We start from the raw sequence: 18,050 nt of genomic DNA on the forward strand, positions 1-18,050 counted from the left end.
GCGCGGTTACGCGATCGGGGTGAGGGTGGGGCGTTTGGCGGTGACGGTGTCGCCCGACGAACGGCCGGTGAGGCGGCGGCCGATCCAGGGGGCGAAGTAGCCGCGCGCCCAGCGGGCGTTCCACAGCCTGCGTGCGCCCCGGCTGAGCTCGGGCAGCGGCTCCAGCTCCGGCTCGTGCCAGTCGTCGGCGGGCACGCCGAGCGCCTCCAGCATGGCCAGCGACACGCGCCGGTGGCCCTCCGGCCCCATGTGCAGGCGGTCGGGCAGCCACAGCCTGAAGTCGCGGAGCACCTCCATCTGCCACTGCTCGACCACGTACGCGCCGTGCTTGGCCGCGATGAGCCGCAGATGGTCGTTGAACACCTGGAGGCGGCCCCGGGTCAGCCGGATCACCGGCACCAGGACCGGGTCGGCGGAGGTGAACAGGACCACGTCCGCCCCGGCGGCGCGCATCCGCGCCACGGCCTCGTCCAGGCGGCCGGCCAGCCCGTCCACGTCCGCGCCCGGGCGCAGCATGTCGTTGCCGCCGCCCGACATCGACACCAGGTCGGGCCGCATGTCGAGCGCGGCGGGCAGCTGGTCGTCGATGATCGGGTCGAGCAGGCGCCCGCGGATCGCCAGGTTGGCGTAGGAGAAGCCGTCCGAGCGGGCGGCGAGCGCCTCGGCCGTACGGTCCGCCCAGCCGCGCCAGCCGCCGTCCGGGTACGGGTCGCCGAGACCCTCCGAGAACGAGTCGCCGATTGCCACGTATCGCTTCCACGCCATGGTGACCATGCTAATGACCTGCCGGAACGCGGAGGCCAAGCGGGAGTGTGATCAAGACAACGGGAGCGGCGAAAGGGAGCGGGCAGGGGAGCGAGCGAAGGGAAGCAGGCGGGCGGTCAGGCGGCGGGCGTTCCGGGCTCGGGGAGCAGGGCTCTGACGGTCTTGCCGTGGCCGTGCGGCGCGATGCTGACGTTGGCGAAGCCGTTCACCACCGTCATTCCGAAACCGCCGTCGTCGCCCGGCGCACGCTGCAACGGGGGCTCGGGGGAGGCGTCGGTGACCTCGATCAGCAACTCGGGCTCCGCGCCGTACTCCGGGGTGACCAGGGCGAGCGTCAAGGTGATGGGCGGGGCGCCGTGGTTGACCGCGTTGGTCACCAGCTCCGACGTCACCGTGAGCGCGTCGTCCCGCCAGCGCTCCAGCTTCCACATGTCCAAGGCGTCGGCCACCGCGCGGCGGCCCGCCCGTACCGGCCAGGAGTTCTCGTCCAGCCGCCACGACACGCGCGGGGCCGCAGGCGCCGGAACGGGCCGGCCCAGCGCCTTCGCGACCAGGGCGGCGAGGTCGTCCAGCGTGGGCGACTGGATCAGGCGCAACGCCGGAAGGTCGCGCGGCGGCAGGGCCGACCAGAGGCCGGTCGAGCGGCCGCGCCAGAACGTCCAGTGCGGAAAGAGCCCGGTCAGCTCGTCAAGGGTCACCGATTGCTCGCGGATGGCCGGTCGCTCGGGCATGGACCATTCCTTTCGTCAGAGGTCCGGCCGCGGCGGCGCGGGTCCTCCGCACCGCGCCGCCGCGGGGCTCGTGCGGCCGCCCGCCCGTACGCGGGCGGCCGTGATGCGCCCGAGTGGGAGGGCACGGGCATCTGGCGCTGAGAAACTGGTCACGATCACAGGGGCTGGTGCCGATTCAGGTTCAGTTCGAATCGGCACACAGTGCAGCCCTGGAAATTGCGCTTAGTCTCTCCCGCGCGGTGCTAGATCACAAGGACTTTCCGTGACTTGACGCTTACTCTGACGACATCGGAGTGTAAAGAGGGCCGGGACCGTCCGATCGGCGGCCCCGGCCCGCTTTCAGGCCATCGAGTCGTTCGTCAGCGGCGGTCGTACGCCCCCTTCCGAGCGTCGCCCAGGAAGGCGGCCCACTCGGACGTGCTGAACTCCAGGTACGGACCGACCCGGTCCTTGGAATCGCGGACGGCGATGCCGTCCCCCGCGCCTGCCACCTCCACGCAGTTGCCGCTGCCGTCGCTGTGCCGCGACGTGCGCCATGCCGTGAACCTCTCGGAGATCATGGTTCCTCCGTGTCGTCGGGCAGCTCTTTGGCCGCCTTGGCGAGCAGTGCGGCGCTGTCCTCCTCTGACAAGGCAGCGTCGCGCAGCCGCCGGTACTGGTCTTCGTAGGGCATCACCTGGTCCGGCTCGGTCAGTACGAGGTCCGGATCCACGGTCTCGATCGCGACGACCGTCGGGTCGCCCGGATCGGCGTAGGTGTAGATGGAAAAGGAGGCTCCGGGCACGGCGTACCCGGAGAACGGCGCGGCTATCGGCAGGACCCTGATGGAGATCCTTGGCGCTTCGGTCGCCCGTTCGGCCAGGTGAAGCAGCTGGGAACGGGTGACCACGGCCGGCGCCCCTGGGCGCCGTACCGCGAGCTCATCGATGATCACTTCATAACTGGGGCCGCCGGGCCGGCGCAGCATCCGCTGCCTCCCGGCCCGCCCGGCGACGATCCCCGCGATGTCCAGCCGGCCCGGGCGCAGCGTCAGGAGCGCCGTGACCGCGGCCTTGGTGTACTCGGGGGTCTGCAGCAGTCCGGGCAGGTAGGCCTGCTGGTACTCGCAGATCGTGACCGCTCCCGCCTCGAGGTTGGCGTAGAGCGCCTGCCGCTCGCCCATCGACTTCAGATCCGACTCCCACCAGCCCTTGGCCGCGGCCTCCTGCGCGATGGTGACGATCTGAGTCCAGCGATCCCCGTCGACCTCGAGCACGTCGAGGATCTTGATGATGTCGTTCTGGTCGGGGGCGATGTGCCCGTTCTCCAGCCGGCTGAGCTTGGTCCGCGCCTCCCCGATCCGGCGGGCGAGCTGCTCGTGGGTGAGCCCGGCCTCCTCGCGCAGCGCGCGGAGCTCGGTGGCCAGACGGCGGCGGCGTACGTAAGGACTAATCATGCCGGTCTCCCGAACCAGGGCCGAGTGTGAACCGTGCAAGACCTGTGTGCGTGAGGAATCGTACGCCGTGCAACCGCGCTGCGTAACCGGAACCTGACAGATTTCGCATCGTGGGACGACCGGTGGAGGCCACTACTCCGTACGGCGGCACGGGGCGAGGGTTCCCTACCGCTCGCCCGGCGCCGCGTACGACGAGTGACCTCCCGGCGTCCGCCAGGCAACGTCACCGTCGCCGCCCGAACCTGGCGTCGTCCCGGGGCCTCAGCGCCGCTGTCCGAACGTGGCGTCGTCCCGGGGGCTCAGCGCCGCTGCGCGGGCTCGGCGTAGTGGGCGGCGCGGACGGCGTGGAGCCAGCGTTCGACCGTGTCCTCGTCCGGGCGCTCGGGCAGCGGCGTGCGGATCTCGTCGAAGCGCTGCTCGGCCGCCGCGAGGCGTTCGCGCGCCTCCTCGATGGCGCCGTCGGCGACGCGTTCGCCGAAGGCGCGCACGCCCTCGGGGTCGTCGAGCCGGATCGGCAGCCGGCCGGTGGCGTAGAGCTGCTCGCCCTGGGTCACCAGCCGCCACAGGTGGCGGGCGTGCTTGGCGGTCCGCTTGCGGGTGTCGGCGCTGAACGAGCCGTCGCCGCGGTTCTCCAGGCGCTTGAACTGGCTGACGGCGTAGCCGAGGTAGGCGTCGCGGACGCGGCCCGCGGACAGGAAAGCGGTGCGGATGGCGATGAGGTCGTCGCCCAGGGGCGTGCGGGTCTCGTACAGCTCGCCGGGCAGCCAGACCAGCTCGCTCGCGGTCGGGTTGCAGCTCATCGCGAGGTGCGCCCACTTGCCGGCCTCGTGGAACGTCACGTCCGGGTCGGTCGAGACCTTGCTGGCCTTCTTGCCGATCGGCGGGTGCAGGCCGTGGAACGCCACGGTGGGCGCGGCGTAGACGCCGAGCCGGTCGATGTCGGACTCGGGGGTGGCCAGGCCGTACGCGGTGGAGCCCACGATGCCCGCGAGCAGAACGTTGTCGACTTCCACATCCGCCTCCCGGGTGTCGAGGGTCTGGATCTCCACGGTGGCATGGCCTCTGGGTGGGGCGCGACCGGATTTAGCCCTCGTCGCCCCGTTTGAAACGGGTCATGAACCACGACGCGAACGAGGCCGTCACGACGCCCAGCAGCCCCAGGCCACCGAACATGAGGCCGATGCCGATCGCCCTGCCGCGCGCCGTCACCGGGAACAGGTCGCCGTAGCCGGTCCCGGTCACGGTGACGCACGCCCACCAGACGGCGTCGCCGAAAGTGGCGATGTTCGAGCCGTGCGCGCCCCGTTCGACCGACAGGACGGCCAGGCTCGCGGTCAGGCCGAGCAGGACCGTCGCACTGCCCGCGTAGACCATGGCCCTGCCCTCAAGGCCGAGCCGTTGCCGACCGTGCAGGAAGGAGAACGTCCTCAGCGTTCGCACCAGCTTGAGTGGCCGCAGCAGCGGGAGGAGCAGCACCAGGACGTCCAGCAGGTTCTTGCGCGCGTACGCCCAGCTGTCGGGCGCCAGGTGCAGCCGGACGACGTAGTCCACGAGGAAGACCACCCAGGTGGCCAGGGTGACGAGCATCCACATCCAGCGCTCGCCGCGTCCCAGGCCGGGCTGCAGGATCGGCACCGCGTAGGCGGCCAGGAACAGCAAGGCTGCGACCAGCAGCGGCACCTCGGTCGTGCGCTCCCACCGCTCGATCGTCACGGGCACTCCGGGCATGAAAAGGAGTACGGGACGAGGGTTGTTCACCTCTCGTCCCGTACTTTTCGTTCGGGGGAAACCTAACCCCCGATGTCACTGATTGTGCCCGATCAGTTACAGAGCTAAACCTGTGCCGGTTCGAGCTTGGGCGGGGCCTCCGGGGAATCCGGCGAGTCCGGGGAGTCCGGGCTGCCGGGCGCCTCCGGTCCGTCGGACTCGCGGATGCCGTAGCGCCGGTAGACGCGGGCCAGCGGGCCGGGCGCCCACCAGTTGGCGTTGCCCAGCAGCCGCATGGTGGCGGGCACCAGCAGCGCCCGGACGATCGTGGCGTCCACCAGGAAGCCGATCGCCATGATCACGCCGGTCATCTTGATGAACGCGATGCCGGAGGTGGAGAAGGCCCCGATGACGATGATGAACAGGGCCGCCGCGCTGGTGATGATGCCGCCGGTGCGCTGCAGGCCGGTGGCCACAGCGGTGGTGTTGTCGCCGGTCAGGTCGTACTGCTCGCGGATCCGGGACAGCAGGAACAGCTCGTAGTCCATGGACAGGCCGAACAGCATCGCCAGCATCAGGATCGGCATCGCGGGGGCGATCGTTCCGGTCGCGGTGAAGTCCAGGACTCCGGACAGATGGCCGTCCTGGAAGATCCAGACCATCGCGCCGAAGGCCGCCGACAGCGAGAACAGGTTCATCAGCATGGCCTTCAGCGGCAGGACCACCGAGCCGAACGCCAGGAACAGCAGGACGAACGTGGCCGTGCCGACCCAGAGGACGAGCCAGGGGAGCGTGGAGCCGAGACTGTCCAGCTGGTCGACCACGGTGGCCGACTCGCCCCCGATGTGGGAGTCGGCGCCCGGCGGCGGCGTCACGTCGCGTACCTGCTGGGCCAGCGAACGGGCATGGCTGCTCGTCGCCTCGCCGTCGTAGGTGAGGGCGATCCGGGTGGTCTGGCCCTTGGCTCCGGTGATCGAGGCGCCGTTGATGCCGGGGATGGCGGCCAGCCGGTCGGAGTAGGCCTTCACCGCGGCCTGGTCGGAGGTGCCGGTGACGATCGCCTCGATGGGGTCGGTCGAGTTGCGGGGGAAGTCGTTCTGGAGGGTGTCCGACACCACGCGGGCGTCGGCGGCGGTCGGCAGGACGCGGGCGTCCAGGCCGCCCCAGCTGATGCGCAGGAACGGGGAGCCGAGCGCCAGCAGGAGGGCGATGGTGGCGACGGCGTAGATCACCGGGCGGCGCATGACGCTGTGCGCCAGGCGCAGCCACCGGCCGCCCTCGGCGCTGGCCGTGATCCCGACCGCTGCGCCGGTTGCGCCGGTTGCGTCGGCCGCGGCTGGGCTGGTGGCCTTGCGACGGCGTACGGCCAGGGCGTTCACCCGGGGGCCGAGCACGGCCAGCATCGCCGGCAGGACGGTCAGCGCGCCGATCATGCAGACCAGGACGGTGGCGATCCCGCCGTAGCCCATGGAGATCAGGAAGTTCTGGTCGAAGAGCAGGAGGCTGGACAGGGAGACCGCGACCGTGATGCCCGAGACCGCGACGGTACGGCCGGCCGTGGACATGGTCGCGGCGAGTGCGTCCTCGACCGACTTCCCGCGGGCCAGCTCCTCGCGGAAGCGGCCGACGACGAACAGGCCGTAGTCGATCGCCAGCCCCAGCCCGAGGAACGTGGTGATGTTGATCGCGAAGATCGACACGTCGGTGAACTCGGTGAGCAGCCGCAGCGCCGTGAACGAGCCCAGCACGGCCAGCCCGCCGACCAGCAGCGGCAGGCTCGCCGCCACCAGGCTGCCGAAGATCACGACCAGCAGGATCAGCAGGACGGGCATCGCCATGCCCTCGGCGCGGCCGATGTCGGACGAGACGCGCTCGTTGACGGCCGTCTGCGTGCCCTGGTCGCCGCCGACCTTGGCGGTCAGCCCGGCCCCGGCCAGCGCGTCGGCCCTGGTCAGGTCCTTGGAGATCGACTTGTAGTTGTCCTCGCGGGTCTTCTCGTCGCCGCCCGCGAGCTGCAGGACGGCGTAGGTGGCGGTGCGGTCTTTGCTGACGAACTGCGGCGACTTGGTCGTCCAGTACGTGGAGACGCCCGCGACCTTGTCGGACGGCAACCCGCCGAGGGCCTTGTCGACCGACTGGCGGTAGGACGGGTCGTCGACCGTACGGCCGGCGCTCTTGTACAGGACCACGACGTCGGCCTGGCCGCGGCCGAGGTCGTGTTCGGCGATCTTCGCCGCCCGGTCGCTCTCGCTGCCCGGCGTGTCGAACCCGCCGGCCGAGGTGAGGGCGCCGAAGACACCGGTGCCCCAGACCGCCATGAAGACGATCGCGATCAGGGAAAGCCCGAGGATCGGCCGCCGCCGCCGATGAACGAGGCGGCCCCACGATTCGAACATTGTCTGCTCCCGCACCTTGTCGCTACCGGCCGGCTCGTGTCATCGGCCAGCCTGCGTTACTAGCAATCACGTCAGTGAACGTCGTAAACTTGCTAACGGTGTTAACTCTGCATGCATCGTTTACTTACGTCAAGGGTGTTTTTGAGGAATCATGCGGGACGTGACGAAGTCCAGGCGGGACCGGCTCCGCGAGGCGACCATGCTGGAGATCGGCCAGACCGCGCGCCGGATCCTGGTCGAGGAGGGCCCGGAGGCGGTGACGCTGCGCGCGATCGCCCGCGAGATGGGCATGACCGCGCCCGCCCTCTACCGCTACTTCGACAGCCACCGGGAGCTGCTGCGCCACCTGGTCGGGGACGTCTTCAACGAGCTCACCGAGTACCTGCACCGGGACCTGAAGCGGCTGCCGAAGGGCGACATGAGCGGGAAGTTCCTGGTCGCCTCGCGCAGTTTCCGGCGCTGGTCACTGGACCACCGGCGCGAGTACGCGCTGCTGTTCGGCGCGCCGCTGCCGGGCCTGGGCCACCAGGAGCAGATCGACTTCGCCGAGGAGTGCGCCCAGCGCTTCGGGCTGACCTTCCTGACGCTGTTCCTCGAGCTGTGGAACATGTTCCCGTTCCCGGTGACGCCCGAGGACGAGATGATCCCGGAGCTGCGCGAGCAGCTGCGCCGCTACCGGGACGAGGCGCTCGGCGTGGACCTGCCGCTCGGCGTCATCCAGGCGTTCCTGCAGTGCTGGGTACGCCTGCAGGGCGCCGTGAGCCTGGAGGTCTTCGGCCACCTGGAGTTCGCGCTGAGCGACGCGGAGCCGATGTTCGAGCTGATGCTGGCCGAGCTGACCCCGAAGCTCGGGCTCGACTACAGGCCACCCGGCCAGTCCGCCTGAGAACGCACCTGAGAACGCACCGGAGACGTTCCGGGGACGTTCCGGGGACGTTCCGGAGAGGTTCCGGGGACGTTCCGGAGAGATTCCGGAGAACGCGAACGGCCGACCTGAAGCGGGGGGCGGGATGCCCCGACCGCGTCAGGCCGGCCGTGTTCGCTCTTTACAGGCCGAGCGTCAGTACTGGGGGAGGCTCGGGTCGATCTGGTTGACCCAGGCCACCACGCCGCCGCCCACGTGGACGGCGTCGGCGAAGCCCGCGTTCTTGACGACCGCGAGCGCCTCGGCCGAGCGGACGCCCGACTTGCAGTGCAGGACGATCTTCTTGTCCTGGGGGAGCTTCTCCAGGGCGGAGCCGTTCAGGAACTCGCCCTTGGGGATCAGCGTCGCGCCCGGGATGTTGACGATCTCGTACTCGTTGATCTCGCGGACGTCCACCAGGAAGATGTCGTCGCCGCGGTCCTGCATGGCCTTCAGGTCGTGCACCGAGATGGTGGAGTCCTTGGCGGCCTCGGTCGCCTCCTCCGACACCGCGCCGCAGAAGGCCTCGTAGTCCTCCAGCAGCTCGGTCTGGGTGGGGTTCTTGCCGCACAGCGGGCACTCGGGGTCCTTGCGGACCTTGACGTTGCGGTAGGTCATCTCGAGGGCGTCGTAGATCGTCAGACGCCCGACCAGCGGCTCGCCGATCCCGGTGATGAGCTTGATCGCCTCGTTCACCTGGATGGAGCCGATGGACGCGCACAGCACGCCCAGCACGCCGCCCTCGGCGCACGACGGCACCATGCCGGGCGGCGGCGGCTCGGGGTAGAGGCAGCGGTAGCACGGGCCGTGCTCGGCCCAGAAGACCGACGCCTGGCCGTCGAACCGGTAGATCGAGCCCCACACGTACGGCTTGCCGAGCAGCACGGCCGCGTCGTTCACCATGTAGCGGGTCGCGAAGTTGTCGGTGCCGTCCACGATCAGGTCGTACTGGCCGAAGATCTCCAGCACGTTGTCGCGGTCCAGGACCTCGTTGTGCACCTGGACGTTGATCAGCGGGTTGATCTCGCGCACGGTCTCGGCGGCGGACTCGGCCTTCGGCTTGCCGAGGGTGGACTGCCGGTGGATGATCTGGCGCTGCAGATTGGACTCGTCGACGATGTCGAAGTCGATGATGCCGAGCGTGCCCACGCCCGCCGCGGCGAGGTACATCAGCGCGGGCGAGCCAAGGCCCCCCGCGCCGACGCACAGGACCTTGGCGTTCTTGAGCCGCTTCTGCCCGGCCATCCCGACGTCGGGAATGATCAGGTGTCGCGAGTAACGATTGACCTCGTCACGGGTGAGCTCCGCTGCGGGCTCGACCAGAGGTGGCAACGACACGGTGAGTGCTCCTGTGCTGACGCTCGGCTTCAACGGGGGCGGACGCCTTCGTCCCTCATCGCACAACCTTGCCATGCCCCGCCGCATTCCCGAACCCCCGCCCGGGGCGAAAGCCCACGTCAGCCCGTACCCAGGGATGACCCGCCGCCGCGGGGGTAATGGGCCGGGGCAGATGATCAGGCTCGGGGCGAGGGGTTGATGGTGATGGGGCTCATGGACAGGTTCTCGCAGGGTCTCTCCCGGCGGCGGGCGCAGCGTGCCGCGGCGCGGCGCGAGCGGCGGCGCACCCCGAGCGCCCGGGAGCTGCGCGCCCAGGCGCGGACGCAGCGGGCCGAGGACAAGCTGCTGCAGACCGAGGCCATGATCCACCAGGAGGCCGCCCGGATGCGGCCGGGCCGCCGCCGCCAGGGCTCGCGCTAGCCCACCGGGTTTCGCGCTGGACGGCCGGGGTTCGCGCTGGACGGCCGGGGTTCGCGCTGGACGGCCGGGGTTCGCGCTGGACGGCCGGGGTTCGCGCTGGACGGCCAGGGTTCGCGCTGGACGGCCAGGGTTCGCGCCGGACGGCCAGGGTTCGCGTTCGGCCGGCCAAGGGCAGCGCTAGACAGGTCACCTTCAGGTGCGGGCGGAATGTCCCGAACCGGAGATAACCTTTGCGCTTGTGGCGTTCCTGCCCCCCATCGACCAGCCCCCGGCTCCGCCCGGCCCCCCGGCGAGCCGGCCGCCCGGCCCGGCCGGGCCCGTTCGCGTGCTCGGGCTGCGCGCCCGCCAGTGGATGCTGATCGCGGTCGCGCTGGGGCTCGCGTACGTCGTGACGACCGTGACGTCGATGATCGGCGCCTGGTCCGAGCTGCACCGCGACCCCACCAACGCCGAGCTGAAGCGGGCGGCGATCGCCGAGGTGGCGGCGCGCTGGCGTACGTGGGAGGCCTCGCGGATCTTCCCTGAGCGCCTCTCGTACGACACCGACCAGGGGCGGAGCGAGTTCGCGAGCCGGATCGGGATCGTTCCGCAGACCACCTGCGAGACCGCGGTGGACGGCGAGATCGCGGCCGTTCTGCGGGCGCAGGGCTGCCAGGCCGTGCTGCGCGCCACCTACACCGACCCGATCCAGGGCATCGTGATCACCGTCGGCGTGGTGGCGTTCCGCGACGCCTTCGCCGCCGACCGGGCGTACAAGCAGATCCCGAACGCGCCGGTCACCGACCGCGTCCACGGGCTGCGGCCCGCGCTGCGCGCGGCGGCGTTCCCCGGCACCGCCGCCGCCCGCTTCGCCGACACCGCCCGTCAGGACCGTTCCTCCACCCGCGGCGGGCCGTACGTGGTGCTGACCACGGCCGGCCAGTCCGACGGCCGCCCGGCCGCCGCGGTCCCCAAGAACCGGCCGGGCCAGCCGTTCGGCGCCGCGCCGCAGCTGGGCTGGCAGATCTCGCGGACGCTCTCGGCGCAGGCGATGCCCGACTGCTCGAGCCGGGAGTGGCGATGCTGAGGAGGGCGGCGGCCGCCGTCGTCGCGTTCGCGGCGTCCTCCGCCCTGTTTTTCCCCGCGCAGGCGGCGAGCGCGGACGAGTTGCGCGACGCCCAGCAGCCGATGTTCAAGACGCTGTCGGTCGAGAAGGCCTGGCAGGTCACCAGGGGTGCGGGCGTCACGGTCGCCGTCGTCGACTCCGGCGTGGACACCCGCCAGCCCGACCTGAAGGGCGTGGTCACGACCGGCCCGAACATGCTGGCCGAGATCGACGAGGGCACCAAGCCCCACCACGATCACGGCACCGGAATGTCCACGCTGATCGCGGGTCGCGGTCGCGGCCCGGGCAAGCGCGACGGCGTGATGGGGATCGCGCCGCAGGCCAAGATCCTGGCGATCCGCGCCATCGCCGAGCCCGAGGACGCCAGCTACCAGCGCTACAAGCGCGCGGAGGAGTCCAAGGACCCGGTCGCCGAGGGCATCAAGTACGCCGCCGACCACGGCGCCGACGTGATCAACCTGTCCATCGGCGAATACCAGGGGGACCCGGCCGAACGCGAGGCCATCGGCTACGCGATCGGCAAGGGCGTGGTCGTGGTGGCCGCCGCGGGCAACGACGGCGACAAGAAGCGCAGGCTCGACAAGGACGGCTTCGCCCCCTACTCCTACCCGGCGTCCTACCCGGGCGTGATCGCGGTCGCCGCGACGACGCCCGAGCACGAGCGCGCCCCGTTCTCCAACCTCAACTACTCGGCCGTGGTCGCGGCGCCCGGCACCGGCCTCCCGGCCGGCGGCCCGAACGGCATCGACTACATCAGCACCGACGGCACCAGCGACTCGACGGCCCTGGTCTCGGGGATCGCCGCGCTGATCCGGGCGCGCCACCCGCGGCTGCCGCCCGCGCTGGTCGCCCAGGCGCTGATCACCAGCGCCAAGCCCGGCGTCTACCGGCCCGACCTCGGGTTCGGCGAGGTGAACGCGGCCAAGGCGCTCGCCGCGTCCGACGCGCTCACCGCGCCGCGCGACGCCGTCGTGGGCAAGCCAGGCGGCGACCGCTTCGCCGACGACGAGCCCCAGCCGGTCGCGATCATCGACCGGCCCGCCTGGGTCCGCCCGGTGATCATCATCGTCGCGGTGCTGGGCGTCGCCGGGATCATCGCCGCCGCGGCCATCGCGCTCGCCCTGCACCGCCGGAACCCGGCCCGCCCGGTCCTGCTCGCCCCGCCCCCGCCGACCGGCCCGCCGCCCATGGCCCCGTTCCGCTCGTACGTGCCGCACCCCACGCCGCTAGGACCACCACCATCGCCGCCGGTGTCGCAGGCGATGCCGCCATCCGTGCCGCCATCGGCGTCGCAGTCGACACCGCCATCCGTGCCGCAGTCGGTGCAGCCGCCGCCTGCGTCCGCCCACGACGATCCGCCCTCGGGCACGGACGGCCCGCCGCCGAGCGCCGACGGCCCACCGCGGTTCGAACGGCCCATGTGAGGCGTTCGTCGGCTACGCTCCGGTCGTGTCGCGCGCCGAGATCTCCGCACCGGACCTGGAGCCGGACCCGGACCTGCCCGGCGGGTCCTGGGCCGTGCCGGTCGTCGCGGCGTTCGCCGGCCTGGTCTGCCTGGCCGTGCTGGTCGCGGCGGCGCTGCGCCTGGCGGGCGAGCTCACCCGCGACCCCACCGACGCCGAACGCCGGGACGCCGCCGCCACCGAGGTCGCCCGCCGCTACCTGACCTGGCCGGCCGCCCGGATGTTCCCCGACGCCCTCCCGTACACCCTCGACGTCGGCGGCGACGAGGTCGCGCGCCGCGCCGGGATCTCGCCCGACACCCGCTGCGCCACCGGCCTCGACCCGCAGCTCGCCGCGCTGCCCGACTGCCGTGCCGTCCTGCGCGCGGTCTACCTCGACCAGGCGCAGGGCCTGGCGATCACCCTCGGCGTCGCCGCGTTCGCCCAGGACAGCGCCGCCCGCGCCGCCGCGGCCCGCTTCTCGACCCGCCGCCCGAGCCCCGGCCTGCGGATGCTGGCCTTCCCCGGCTCGGTCACCGCCCGCCTCACCGACGCCGCCCGCCAGACCGCCGCCGTACGCCAGAACGGCCCGTACATCGTCGCCGCGACCGTCGGCTACGTGGACGGCCGCCCGTCGGTGAAGGGCGCCAAGCAGGAAGAGGCCGTGACGGCCCTGGCCCCGCAGCTGGCCGACGCGGTGCTCAAGCCCCTCGTCACCCCGGACCAGGTGAACTGCGACCTGCGAGAGTGGACGTGCTGAGGCTCCTGGCGGCGACGGCGGCCCTGGCGCTCATCGCCCCGTCCGCGGCCTACGCCGACGACATCCGCGACAAGACCACGCCCATCCTTGAATCGCTGAAGGTTCCCCAGGCCTGGTCCCTCAGCCGCGGCGCCGGCGTCACCGTGGCCGTCCTGGACTCAGGCGTCGACCCCGACCAGGCCGACCTCACCGGCTCGGTCACCACCGGCCCCGACTACACCAGCGGCGCCAACCCCGCGGGCGTCGGCCCCAAGCGCCTGCACGGCACCAACATGGCCTCGATCATCGCCGGACACGGCCACGGCCCGGGCAACGCCGACGGCATCATGGGCGTCGCGCCCCAGGCCCGCCTCCTGGCCCTGCGCGTGATCCTGGAGAACGACGAGCCGGGCTTCAACTACTTCGCCTCCAACGAACGCTTCGAAGGCACCATCGCCCAAGGCGTCCGCTACGCCGTCGACCACGGCGTCGACGTCATCAACCTCTCCCTGGGCCGCAGCTCGCCCACCAAAGAGGAACGCCAAGCCGTCGCCTACGCCCTCTCCAAGAACGTCGTCGTAGTCGCCGCCGCAGGCAACGGCGGCGCCAGCGAAAAGGCCCGGCGCACCGGCCACGCCCCGTTCTCCTACCCCGCCTCGTTCCCCGGCGTCATCTCGGTCGCCGCCGTCGACGAGAACGGCGCCCACGCGGGCTTCTCCAACCGCAACTCCTCCGTCGTCGTCTCCGCCCCCGGCGTCCACATCATCGGCGCGGGCCCCGGCGGCCAGTACTGGATCGGCGACGGCACCAGCCCCGCCACCGCGTTCGTCTCAGGCGTCGCCGCCCTGATCCGTTCCCGCCACCCAGGCCTCGCCCCCGCCCTCGTCACCCAGGCGATCGTCGCCAGCCCCCACCCCACCCGCCGCTACGACCTGGGCACCGGCTTCGGCGAGATCGACGCCCGCCAGGCCCTCACCGAATCCGACCGCCTGGCCTCCGCCCGCCCCAACGGCCTCGGCCTACCCCCCGAAACCCGCTTCACCACCGCCGCCCCCCATCCCGTAACCGTCGTCCACCATGACACCCGAACCATCGTGATCACGGCCCTGATCTGCGCCCTCGCCGTCGCGGGAATGGTCCTGGGGTTTACCGTCGCCGCTGTCCGCCTCCGGACACGCCGCGCCCCCCTCCCGCAACCCGAATGAGACCCGGCGTCAACAAGATCAATCCCCGTGTCCGAAACACCCGAATTGTCGCCCCCGGTGCGACGCCCCCGCCGGCTCCTGGCAGCGGCCCTGGCCGCCCTCGGCCTGGCCTCCATCATCGGCGGCGGCACGGCCATCGCCGCCGACATCACCCGCAAGCCCACGGCGAAGGAACGTGACAAGGCCGGCGAGAAAGAGATCGCGACCCGCTGGCGCCGCCTCAACGCCGCCGAGATCTTCCCCACCTCGTTCGAGCCGGGCCTGGCCACCCAGTACGCCGCCGTCAACGGCAACGAAAAGGACCCGCTCCTGCGCTCGCAACGAGCCGGGATCGCCGCGCCCGCGCCCTGCGCGGAGGCGCTGGACCCCAAGCTCGCGGCGGTCGCCCTGAAACACGGCTGCAGTCAGGTCCTGCGCGCGACGTACGTGGACTCGAGCGGGACCATGGCCACGACACTGGGGATCGCGGTCATGCCCGACAGCCGTGCGGTCGACCGCGCCGAAGGAGCCTTCGACTCCGCGCTGGGCACGAACGCGGCCAAGGAACGCTTCGGCGTACGCGTCGTCGCGTTCCCGGGCACACCGGCACGCAACTTCGCCGACGCGAACCGTCAGGACTTCTTCGAGGGCTCCAACGGCACGCCCTACCTGTTCTTCCGCTCGAGCGGGTGGCTCGTGGCGCGCGGCCACGTCGACCGCGACCGCGTCACCGAGACGTTCGGCTTCGCCGACACCGCGCTCGGCAAGGTGATCCACACGTTCAGCCTCATCGAGGCACCCTGCAAGCGGAAGGACGTCCGATGCTGAGCCGCCGCCTCGCGCTGCCGCTCGCCACGGGCCTGCTCGTCGCTCTCGCCCCGCCCCTGGCACGCCCGGCGCAGGCGGATCCCGTCGAATGGGCCAGACGCCTCGGGAACGACTACCTCCAGGCGCAGCAGGTCACGCGGGGCAAGGGCGTCACGGTCGCGCTGCTCGGCGACGGCGTGGCGTCGGGCGTGCACACGCTGGACGGCCGCCTGGCCAAAGAGAAGGACTTCGTCCACACGCCCCACCCGAAGCGAGTGTTCGGCACGCTCATCGCCACCTACCTGGCGGGCAGCGGACCGACCAGCGACTCGCCGTTCGGCGTCCGCGGGCTCGCCCCGGCGGTGAGGGTCCTGCCTGTGCGCATCGAGGCGTCCTCGAAGGAAGCCGGATTCGAGAAATGGAACAAGACCGCCGACTGGGACGACATCATCGCGAAGGGCATCCGCTACGCCGCGGACCAGAAGGCGGACGTGATCGTGCTGCTTCCGGGCGACGAGGACCGCTGGGGGCTGATCCGATCGGCCGTGGCCTACGCCCTCAGCAAGAACGCGGTCATCATCGCCTCCAGCAGCAACGACGACGCCGCCGGCATCGTCTCCCCGCGGGCGAACGCCGGTGTGATCGGAGTCGCGGCCCTGAACGCGAAGGGAAAGCGCGACGGCAAGATGACCACCGCGAGCACCCGCACCTTCGTGGCGGCTCCCGGCTTCAAGCAGCCCACCACCGGACCCGGGAACGACCCGTGGACCTTCTGGGGCGGAGGCCCGGCGGTGACCTGGGTCGCGGCCGCCGTGGCGCTCGTCAAGGCCGAATACCCCAAGCTCACGCCCCCGCAGGTGGAGCAGGCCATCGCCCTGTCGGCGCGCAACCCCAAGGGCCGCGGCCGCTACGACACCGACATCGGCTTCGGGATCGTCAACCCGGACGGCGCGCTCAAGGAAGCCCGCACGCTCGCCAAGGCCCCACCCTCCGCTCCGCCCGCGCAGCCGGCCGTCCTCGACACCGAGCACTTCGGCGGGAAGCCGAGCGCGATCCGGGCCGTGCCGTACAACCCCGTGTGGATCGGGGGCTTCGGGGCGCTGATGCTCGCGGGGCTGGCGTCGATCGTGGTGGCGGTGCGGCTGTTCACCCGGAGGCGTTCATGAGGCGGCGGCTTGTGGCGATCGTCGTGGCCCTGCTCCCACCGAGCATCTCGACGGGAAGAAGGCCGGGGCTGTTCGGGCGGTGCGGTACGACCCGGTGTATCGGGGGGTTCGGGGTGCTTGCTGTGGTGGGGTTGGGGGCGATCTTGGTGGCCGGGTGGTCGGTGTCGCGGGCATCATCGGGGGATGCAGAGCGAGCCTGACGAGTATGCCGAGGCGGTCCTGGATCTGGTGGACCAGATTCCGCCTGGGCGGGTCATGTCGTACGGGGACGTCGCGGAGATGATCGGGCGGGGCGGGCCGCGGCAGGTGGGGCGGGTGATGTCGCTGTACGGGGGTGGCGTGCCTTGGTGGCGGGTACTCAGGGCCGATGGGTCGTTCCTGCCGGGGCATGAGGTCAGGGCGCTGGCGGCTTACCGGGAGGAAGGGACCCCGCTCAAGTCGGACGGGGGACGGGTGGACATGCGGACGGCGCGTTGGGACGGGGCCTGATCGCGGGTGACGAGGACGGCGCTGCCCACCTTGCGTTCGTGCTGGTCTGAGGGTTCGTTCACGACGTGGCCGCGGACGACCATGGTGGTGGAGCCGCCACCGTCCAGGTTGACGGCGTCGGTGGCGCCCAGCCTGCGCATGAGGGCGGCGCCTTCGGGGAGCGTCATTCCGGCGCTGTGGGGCGAACGGCCGTCGACGGTGACCAGGAGGATGCGGCCTTGGGCGTCGATGCCCGCCATGGTGCGGGGGCCTCGGCGCATGACCATGGCGTAGAACGGGCCGGGGCGGGCGGCGACGGAGGATGAGCCGGCGTTGAGCTCCACGCGGCCGTTGCGGACCAGGGTCACGTTGCCGCCGACCGCGTAGGTGCCGGGGAGCATCGGGACGGGCAGGCCGGTGCGGCGGTCGGTGACCTTGGCGTAGATGGAGAGCGTTCGGCCGCGAGGGGTGTGGGCGGCCAGCCACGCGGCGCCGGTGCCGGTGCCCTGGAGGAGGATCTTGCCGGTGGGGACGGTGGAGCCGCGCCTGGTGCGGTCGCGGGTCCAGGTGCTCTGGACTGTTTGGGTGTCGCGGTCGATGAGGACTTCGCGGGAGGGGACGCGGGGGAGCGCGGCACCGTATTCGTGGGTGAACGCGACGACCGAGTTCTTGCCGGGGAGGGCGTTGAGGCCGGTACCGCGGGCTTTCTCGCCTGGGGGCCTGATTTTGAGGCGGGCGTAGAGCTCGGTGACCGATGCGTCGAGGCCCTGGAGGAGGAGTGCGCTGCGGCGGCCCTTGTCGGAGCTCAGCAGGGTGCCGTTCTCGATGAGGGCGCCGACCGGATCGCCGGGGATGGCGGAGCCGATCAGGAAGAAGCCGCCGTTCACCCCGGCGAGTGCGCCCTTCGACATCGCGCGGACGGTTTCTGGCCTGGCGGTGCTGCGGCCGGTCGTTATCCGTACGCGGCCGGGGTCTGCGCGGAGGATGTGGATTCGCCAGGGGCCGGAGGTCGGGCTGCCGTCGGCGGCCAGGGGTTCGGGGGCTGAGTTGAGGGCGCGTGCGTTTTTGGTGGGCTTGCTGAGCTTTTGGGCTAGGGCCTTTGCTTTGGCCGCCGTACGGAAGTGGCCTACGCGGACGGAGTAGCCGAGGCGGCGCGGGGCCATGTCCAGGGCGGCCGGCGTACGGACCTCGCGCATGACGCCGTTCAGGCCGCGGGCCTTGAGGTTGCGCAGGTGCGCCTCGGCGGTCGCGCGGCTGCCGAACGCGGGGCGCACGGTGACGGTCCAGGGGGCGGAAGGCGCCTTGCCGAAGTCGTTGCGCGTCCAGGTGACGCCGGGGGCCAACAGGGCGATCGGGGGCGGGGCCGTCATGGTCAGCGACGCCATCACGGTCACACTGCGCAAGATCACGCTGACGAAAGGTAGCAGGGGGAACGCGGGAGGG

At 71.6% G+C, this 18,050-nt stretch carries 18 protein-coding genes; 9 read left to right on the forward strand and 9 right to left on the reverse strand.

The window, feature by feature from the left end; genetic code table 11:
• Positions 1-6: 6 nt before the first annotated feature.
• From J4573_RS49125 to J4573_RS49155, 7 genes are all read right to left on the reverse strand, one after another.
• Entirely contained in the window at positions 7-765 is a 759-nt protein-coding gene (locus tag J4573_RS49125) for an SGNH/GDSL hydrolase family protein (RefSeq protein WP_208263348.1), read from the reverse strand.
• 116 nt (positions 766-881) lie between these two features.
• Entirely contained in the window at positions 882-1,496 is a 615-nt protein-coding gene (locus tag J4573_RS49130; RefSeq protein ID WP_208263349.1) for an ATP-binding protein, read from the reverse strand.
• A 359-nt stretch (positions 1,497-1,855) separates the two neighbouring features.
• A complete protein-coding gene (locus J4573_RS49135) occupies positions 1,856-2,056 on the reverse strand; it encodes a DUF397 domain-containing protein (RefSeq protein ID WP_208263350.1) in 201 nt (66 codons plus the stop codon).
• On the reverse strand, positions 2,053-2,931 hold the full coding sequence (locus J4573_RS49140) for a helix-turn-helix domain-containing protein (RefSeq protein ID WP_208263351.1): 879 nt from the start codon (positions 2,929-2,931) through the stop codon (positions 2,053-2,055). Before J4573_RS49140 ends, J4573_RS49135 begins: the two co-directional genes overlap by 4 nt.
• A 299-nt stretch (positions 2,932-3,230) precedes the next feature.
• Positions 3,231-3,980 (reverse strand): nucleotidyltransferase domain-containing protein, encoded by a 750-nt coding sequence (locus tag J4573_RS49145; protein ID WP_307797517.1) that lies wholly within the window; start codon positions 3,978-3,980, stop codon positions 3,231-3,233.
• Between the two features lie 34 nt (positions 3,981-4,014).
• Positions 4,015-4,644, reverse strand: a complete 630-nt coding sequence (locus J4573_RS49150; protein ID WP_208263352.1) for a potassium channel family protein — start codon at positions 4,642-4,644, stop codon at positions 4,015-4,017.
• A gap of 119 nt (positions 4,645-4,763) precedes the next feature.
• Positions 4,764-7,034, reverse strand: a complete 2,271-nt coding sequence (locus tag J4573_RS49155) for an MMPL family transporter (RefSeq protein WP_208263353.1) — start codon at positions 7,032-7,034, stop codon at positions 4,764-4,766.
• Positions 7,035-7,194: 160 nt separating this feature from the next.
• On the opposite strand from J4573_RS49155, the gene J4573_RS49160 reads away from it, so the two are divergent.
• On the forward strand, positions 7,195-7,920 hold the full coding sequence (locus J4573_RS49160; protein ID WP_307797518.1) for a TetR/AcrR family transcriptional regulator: 726 nt from the start codon (positions 7,195-7,197) through the stop codon (positions 7,918-7,920).
• Positions 7,921-8,094: 174 nt separating this feature from the next.
• On the opposite strand, the gene moeZ is transcribed toward J4573_RS49160, so the two are convergent.
• Positions 8,095-9,276, reverse strand: a complete 1,182-nt coding sequence (gene moeZ, locus J4573_RS49165) for an adenylyltransferase/sulfurtransferase MoeZ (RefSeq protein ID WP_208263355.1) — start codon at positions 9,274-9,276, stop codon at positions 8,095-8,097.
• A gap of 213 nt (positions 9,277-9,489) precedes the next feature.
• Here moeZ and J4573_RS49170 point away from each other — a divergent pair, with 213 nt between their 5' ends.
• The 8 genes from J4573_RS49170 to J4573_RS49205 all read left to right on the forward strand — a co-directional run bounded on the left by J4573_RS49170 (position 9,490) and on the right by J4573_RS49205 (position 16,628).
• Complete coding sequence (locus J4573_RS49170) at positions 9,490-9,696, forward strand: hypothetical protein (protein WP_208263356.1); 207 nt, start codon at positions 9,490-9,492, stop codon at positions 9,694-9,696.
• 238 nt (positions 9,697-9,934) lie between these two features.
• The gene (locus J4573_RS49175) at positions 9,935-10,762 is read left to right on the forward strand and encodes a hypothetical protein (RefSeq protein WP_307797519.1); all 828 of its coding nucleotides are present in this window, start codon (positions 9,935-9,937) and stop codon (positions 10,760-10,762) included.
• On the forward strand, positions 10,756-12,225 hold the full coding sequence (locus tag J4573_RS49180) for a S8 family serine peptidase (protein ID WP_208263357.1): 1,470 nt from the start codon (positions 10,756-10,758) through the stop codon (positions 12,223-12,225). The genes J4573_RS49175 and J4573_RS49180 overlap by 7 nt, the downstream gene beginning before the upstream one ends.
• A gap of 25 nt (positions 12,226-12,250) precedes the next feature.
• Complete coding sequence (locus J4573_RS49185) at positions 12,251-13,003, forward strand: hypothetical protein (protein WP_208263358.1); 753 nt, start codon at positions 12,251-12,253, stop codon at positions 13,001-13,003.
• The gene (locus tag J4573_RS49190; protein ID WP_208263359.1) at positions 12,997-14,187 is read left to right on the forward strand and encodes a S8 family serine peptidase; all 1,191 of its coding nucleotides are present in this window, start codon (positions 12,997-12,999) and stop codon (positions 14,185-14,187) included. Before J4573_RS49185 ends, J4573_RS49190 begins: the two co-directional genes overlap by 7 nt.
• Positions 14,188-14,244: 57 nt before the next feature.
• Positions 14,245-14,994, forward strand: coding sequence for a hypothetical protein (locus J4573_RS49195; protein ID WP_208263360.1), 750 nt, complete (start codon positions 14,245-14,247; stop codon positions 14,992-14,994).
• Positions 14,988-16,139 (forward strand): S8 family serine peptidase, encoded by a 1,152-nt coding sequence (locus J4573_RS49200; RefSeq protein ID WP_208263361.1) that lies wholly within the window; start codon positions 14,988-14,990, stop codon positions 16,137-16,139. Before J4573_RS49195 ends, J4573_RS49200 begins: the two co-directional genes overlap by 7 nt.
• Positions 16,140-16,322: 183 nt before the next feature.
• The gene (locus J4573_RS49205; RefSeq protein ID WP_208263362.1) at positions 16,323-16,628 is read left to right on the forward strand and encodes an MGMT family protein; all 306 of its coding nucleotides are present in this window, start codon (positions 16,323-16,325) and stop codon (positions 16,626-16,628) included.
• On the opposite strand, the gene J4573_RS49210 is transcribed toward J4573_RS49205, so the two are convergent.
• Complete coding sequence (locus tag J4573_RS49210; protein WP_208263363.1) at positions 16,550-18,016, reverse strand: phosphodiester glycosidase family protein; 1,467 nt, start codon at positions 18,014-18,016, stop codon at positions 16,550-16,552. The two genes, J4573_RS49205 and J4573_RS49210, sit on opposite strands and share 79 nt — an antisense overlap.
• Positions 18,017-18,050 lie beyond the last annotated feature (34 nt).

Source organism: Actinomadura barringtoniae (assembly GCF_017573505.1).
GTDB lineage: Bacteria > Actinomycetota > Actinomycetes > Streptosporangiales > Streptosporangiaceae > Spirillospora > Spirillospora barringtoniae.

Excerpts from the sequence above, each read along its gene's own strand:
- J4573_RS49125 (WP_208263348.1), bottom strand. The coding sequence starts at position 765 with ATGGCGTGGAAGCGATACGTGGCAATCGGCGACTCGTTCTCGGAGGGT.
- J4573_RS49130 (WP_208263349.1), bottom strand. The coding sequence starts at position 1,496 with ATGCCCGAGCGACCGGCCATCCGCGAGCAATCGGTGACCCTTGACGAG.
- J4573_RS49135 (WP_208263350.1), bottom strand. The coding sequence starts at position 2,056 with ATGATCTCCGAGAGGTTCACGGCATGGCGCACGTCGCGGCACAGCGAC.
- J4573_RS49140 (WP_208263351.1), bottom strand. The coding sequence starts at position 2,931 with ATGATTAGTCCTTACGTACGCCGCCGCCGTCTGGCCACCGAGCTCCGC.
- J4573_RS49155 (WP_208263353.1), bottom strand. The coding sequence starts at position 7,034 with ATGTTCGAATCGTGGGGCCGCCTCGTTCATCGGCGGCGGCGGCCGATC.
- J4573_RS49170 (WP_208263356.1), top strand. The coding sequence starts at position 9,490 with ATGGACAGGTTCTCGCAGGGTCTCTCCCGGCGGCGGGCGCAGCGTGCC.
- J4573_RS49180 (WP_208263357.1), top strand. The coding sequence starts at position 10,756 with ATGCTGAGGAGGGCGGCGGCCGCCGTCGTCGCGTTCGCGGCGTCCTCC.
- J4573_RS49200 (WP_208263361.1), top strand. The coding sequence starts at position 14,988 with ATGCTGAGCCGCCGCCTCGCGCTGCCGCTCGCCACGGGCCTGCTCGTC.
- J4573_RS49205 (WP_208263362.1), top strand. The coding sequence starts at position 16,323 with ATGCAGAGCGAGCCTGACGAGTATGCCGAGGCGGTCCTGGATCTGGTG.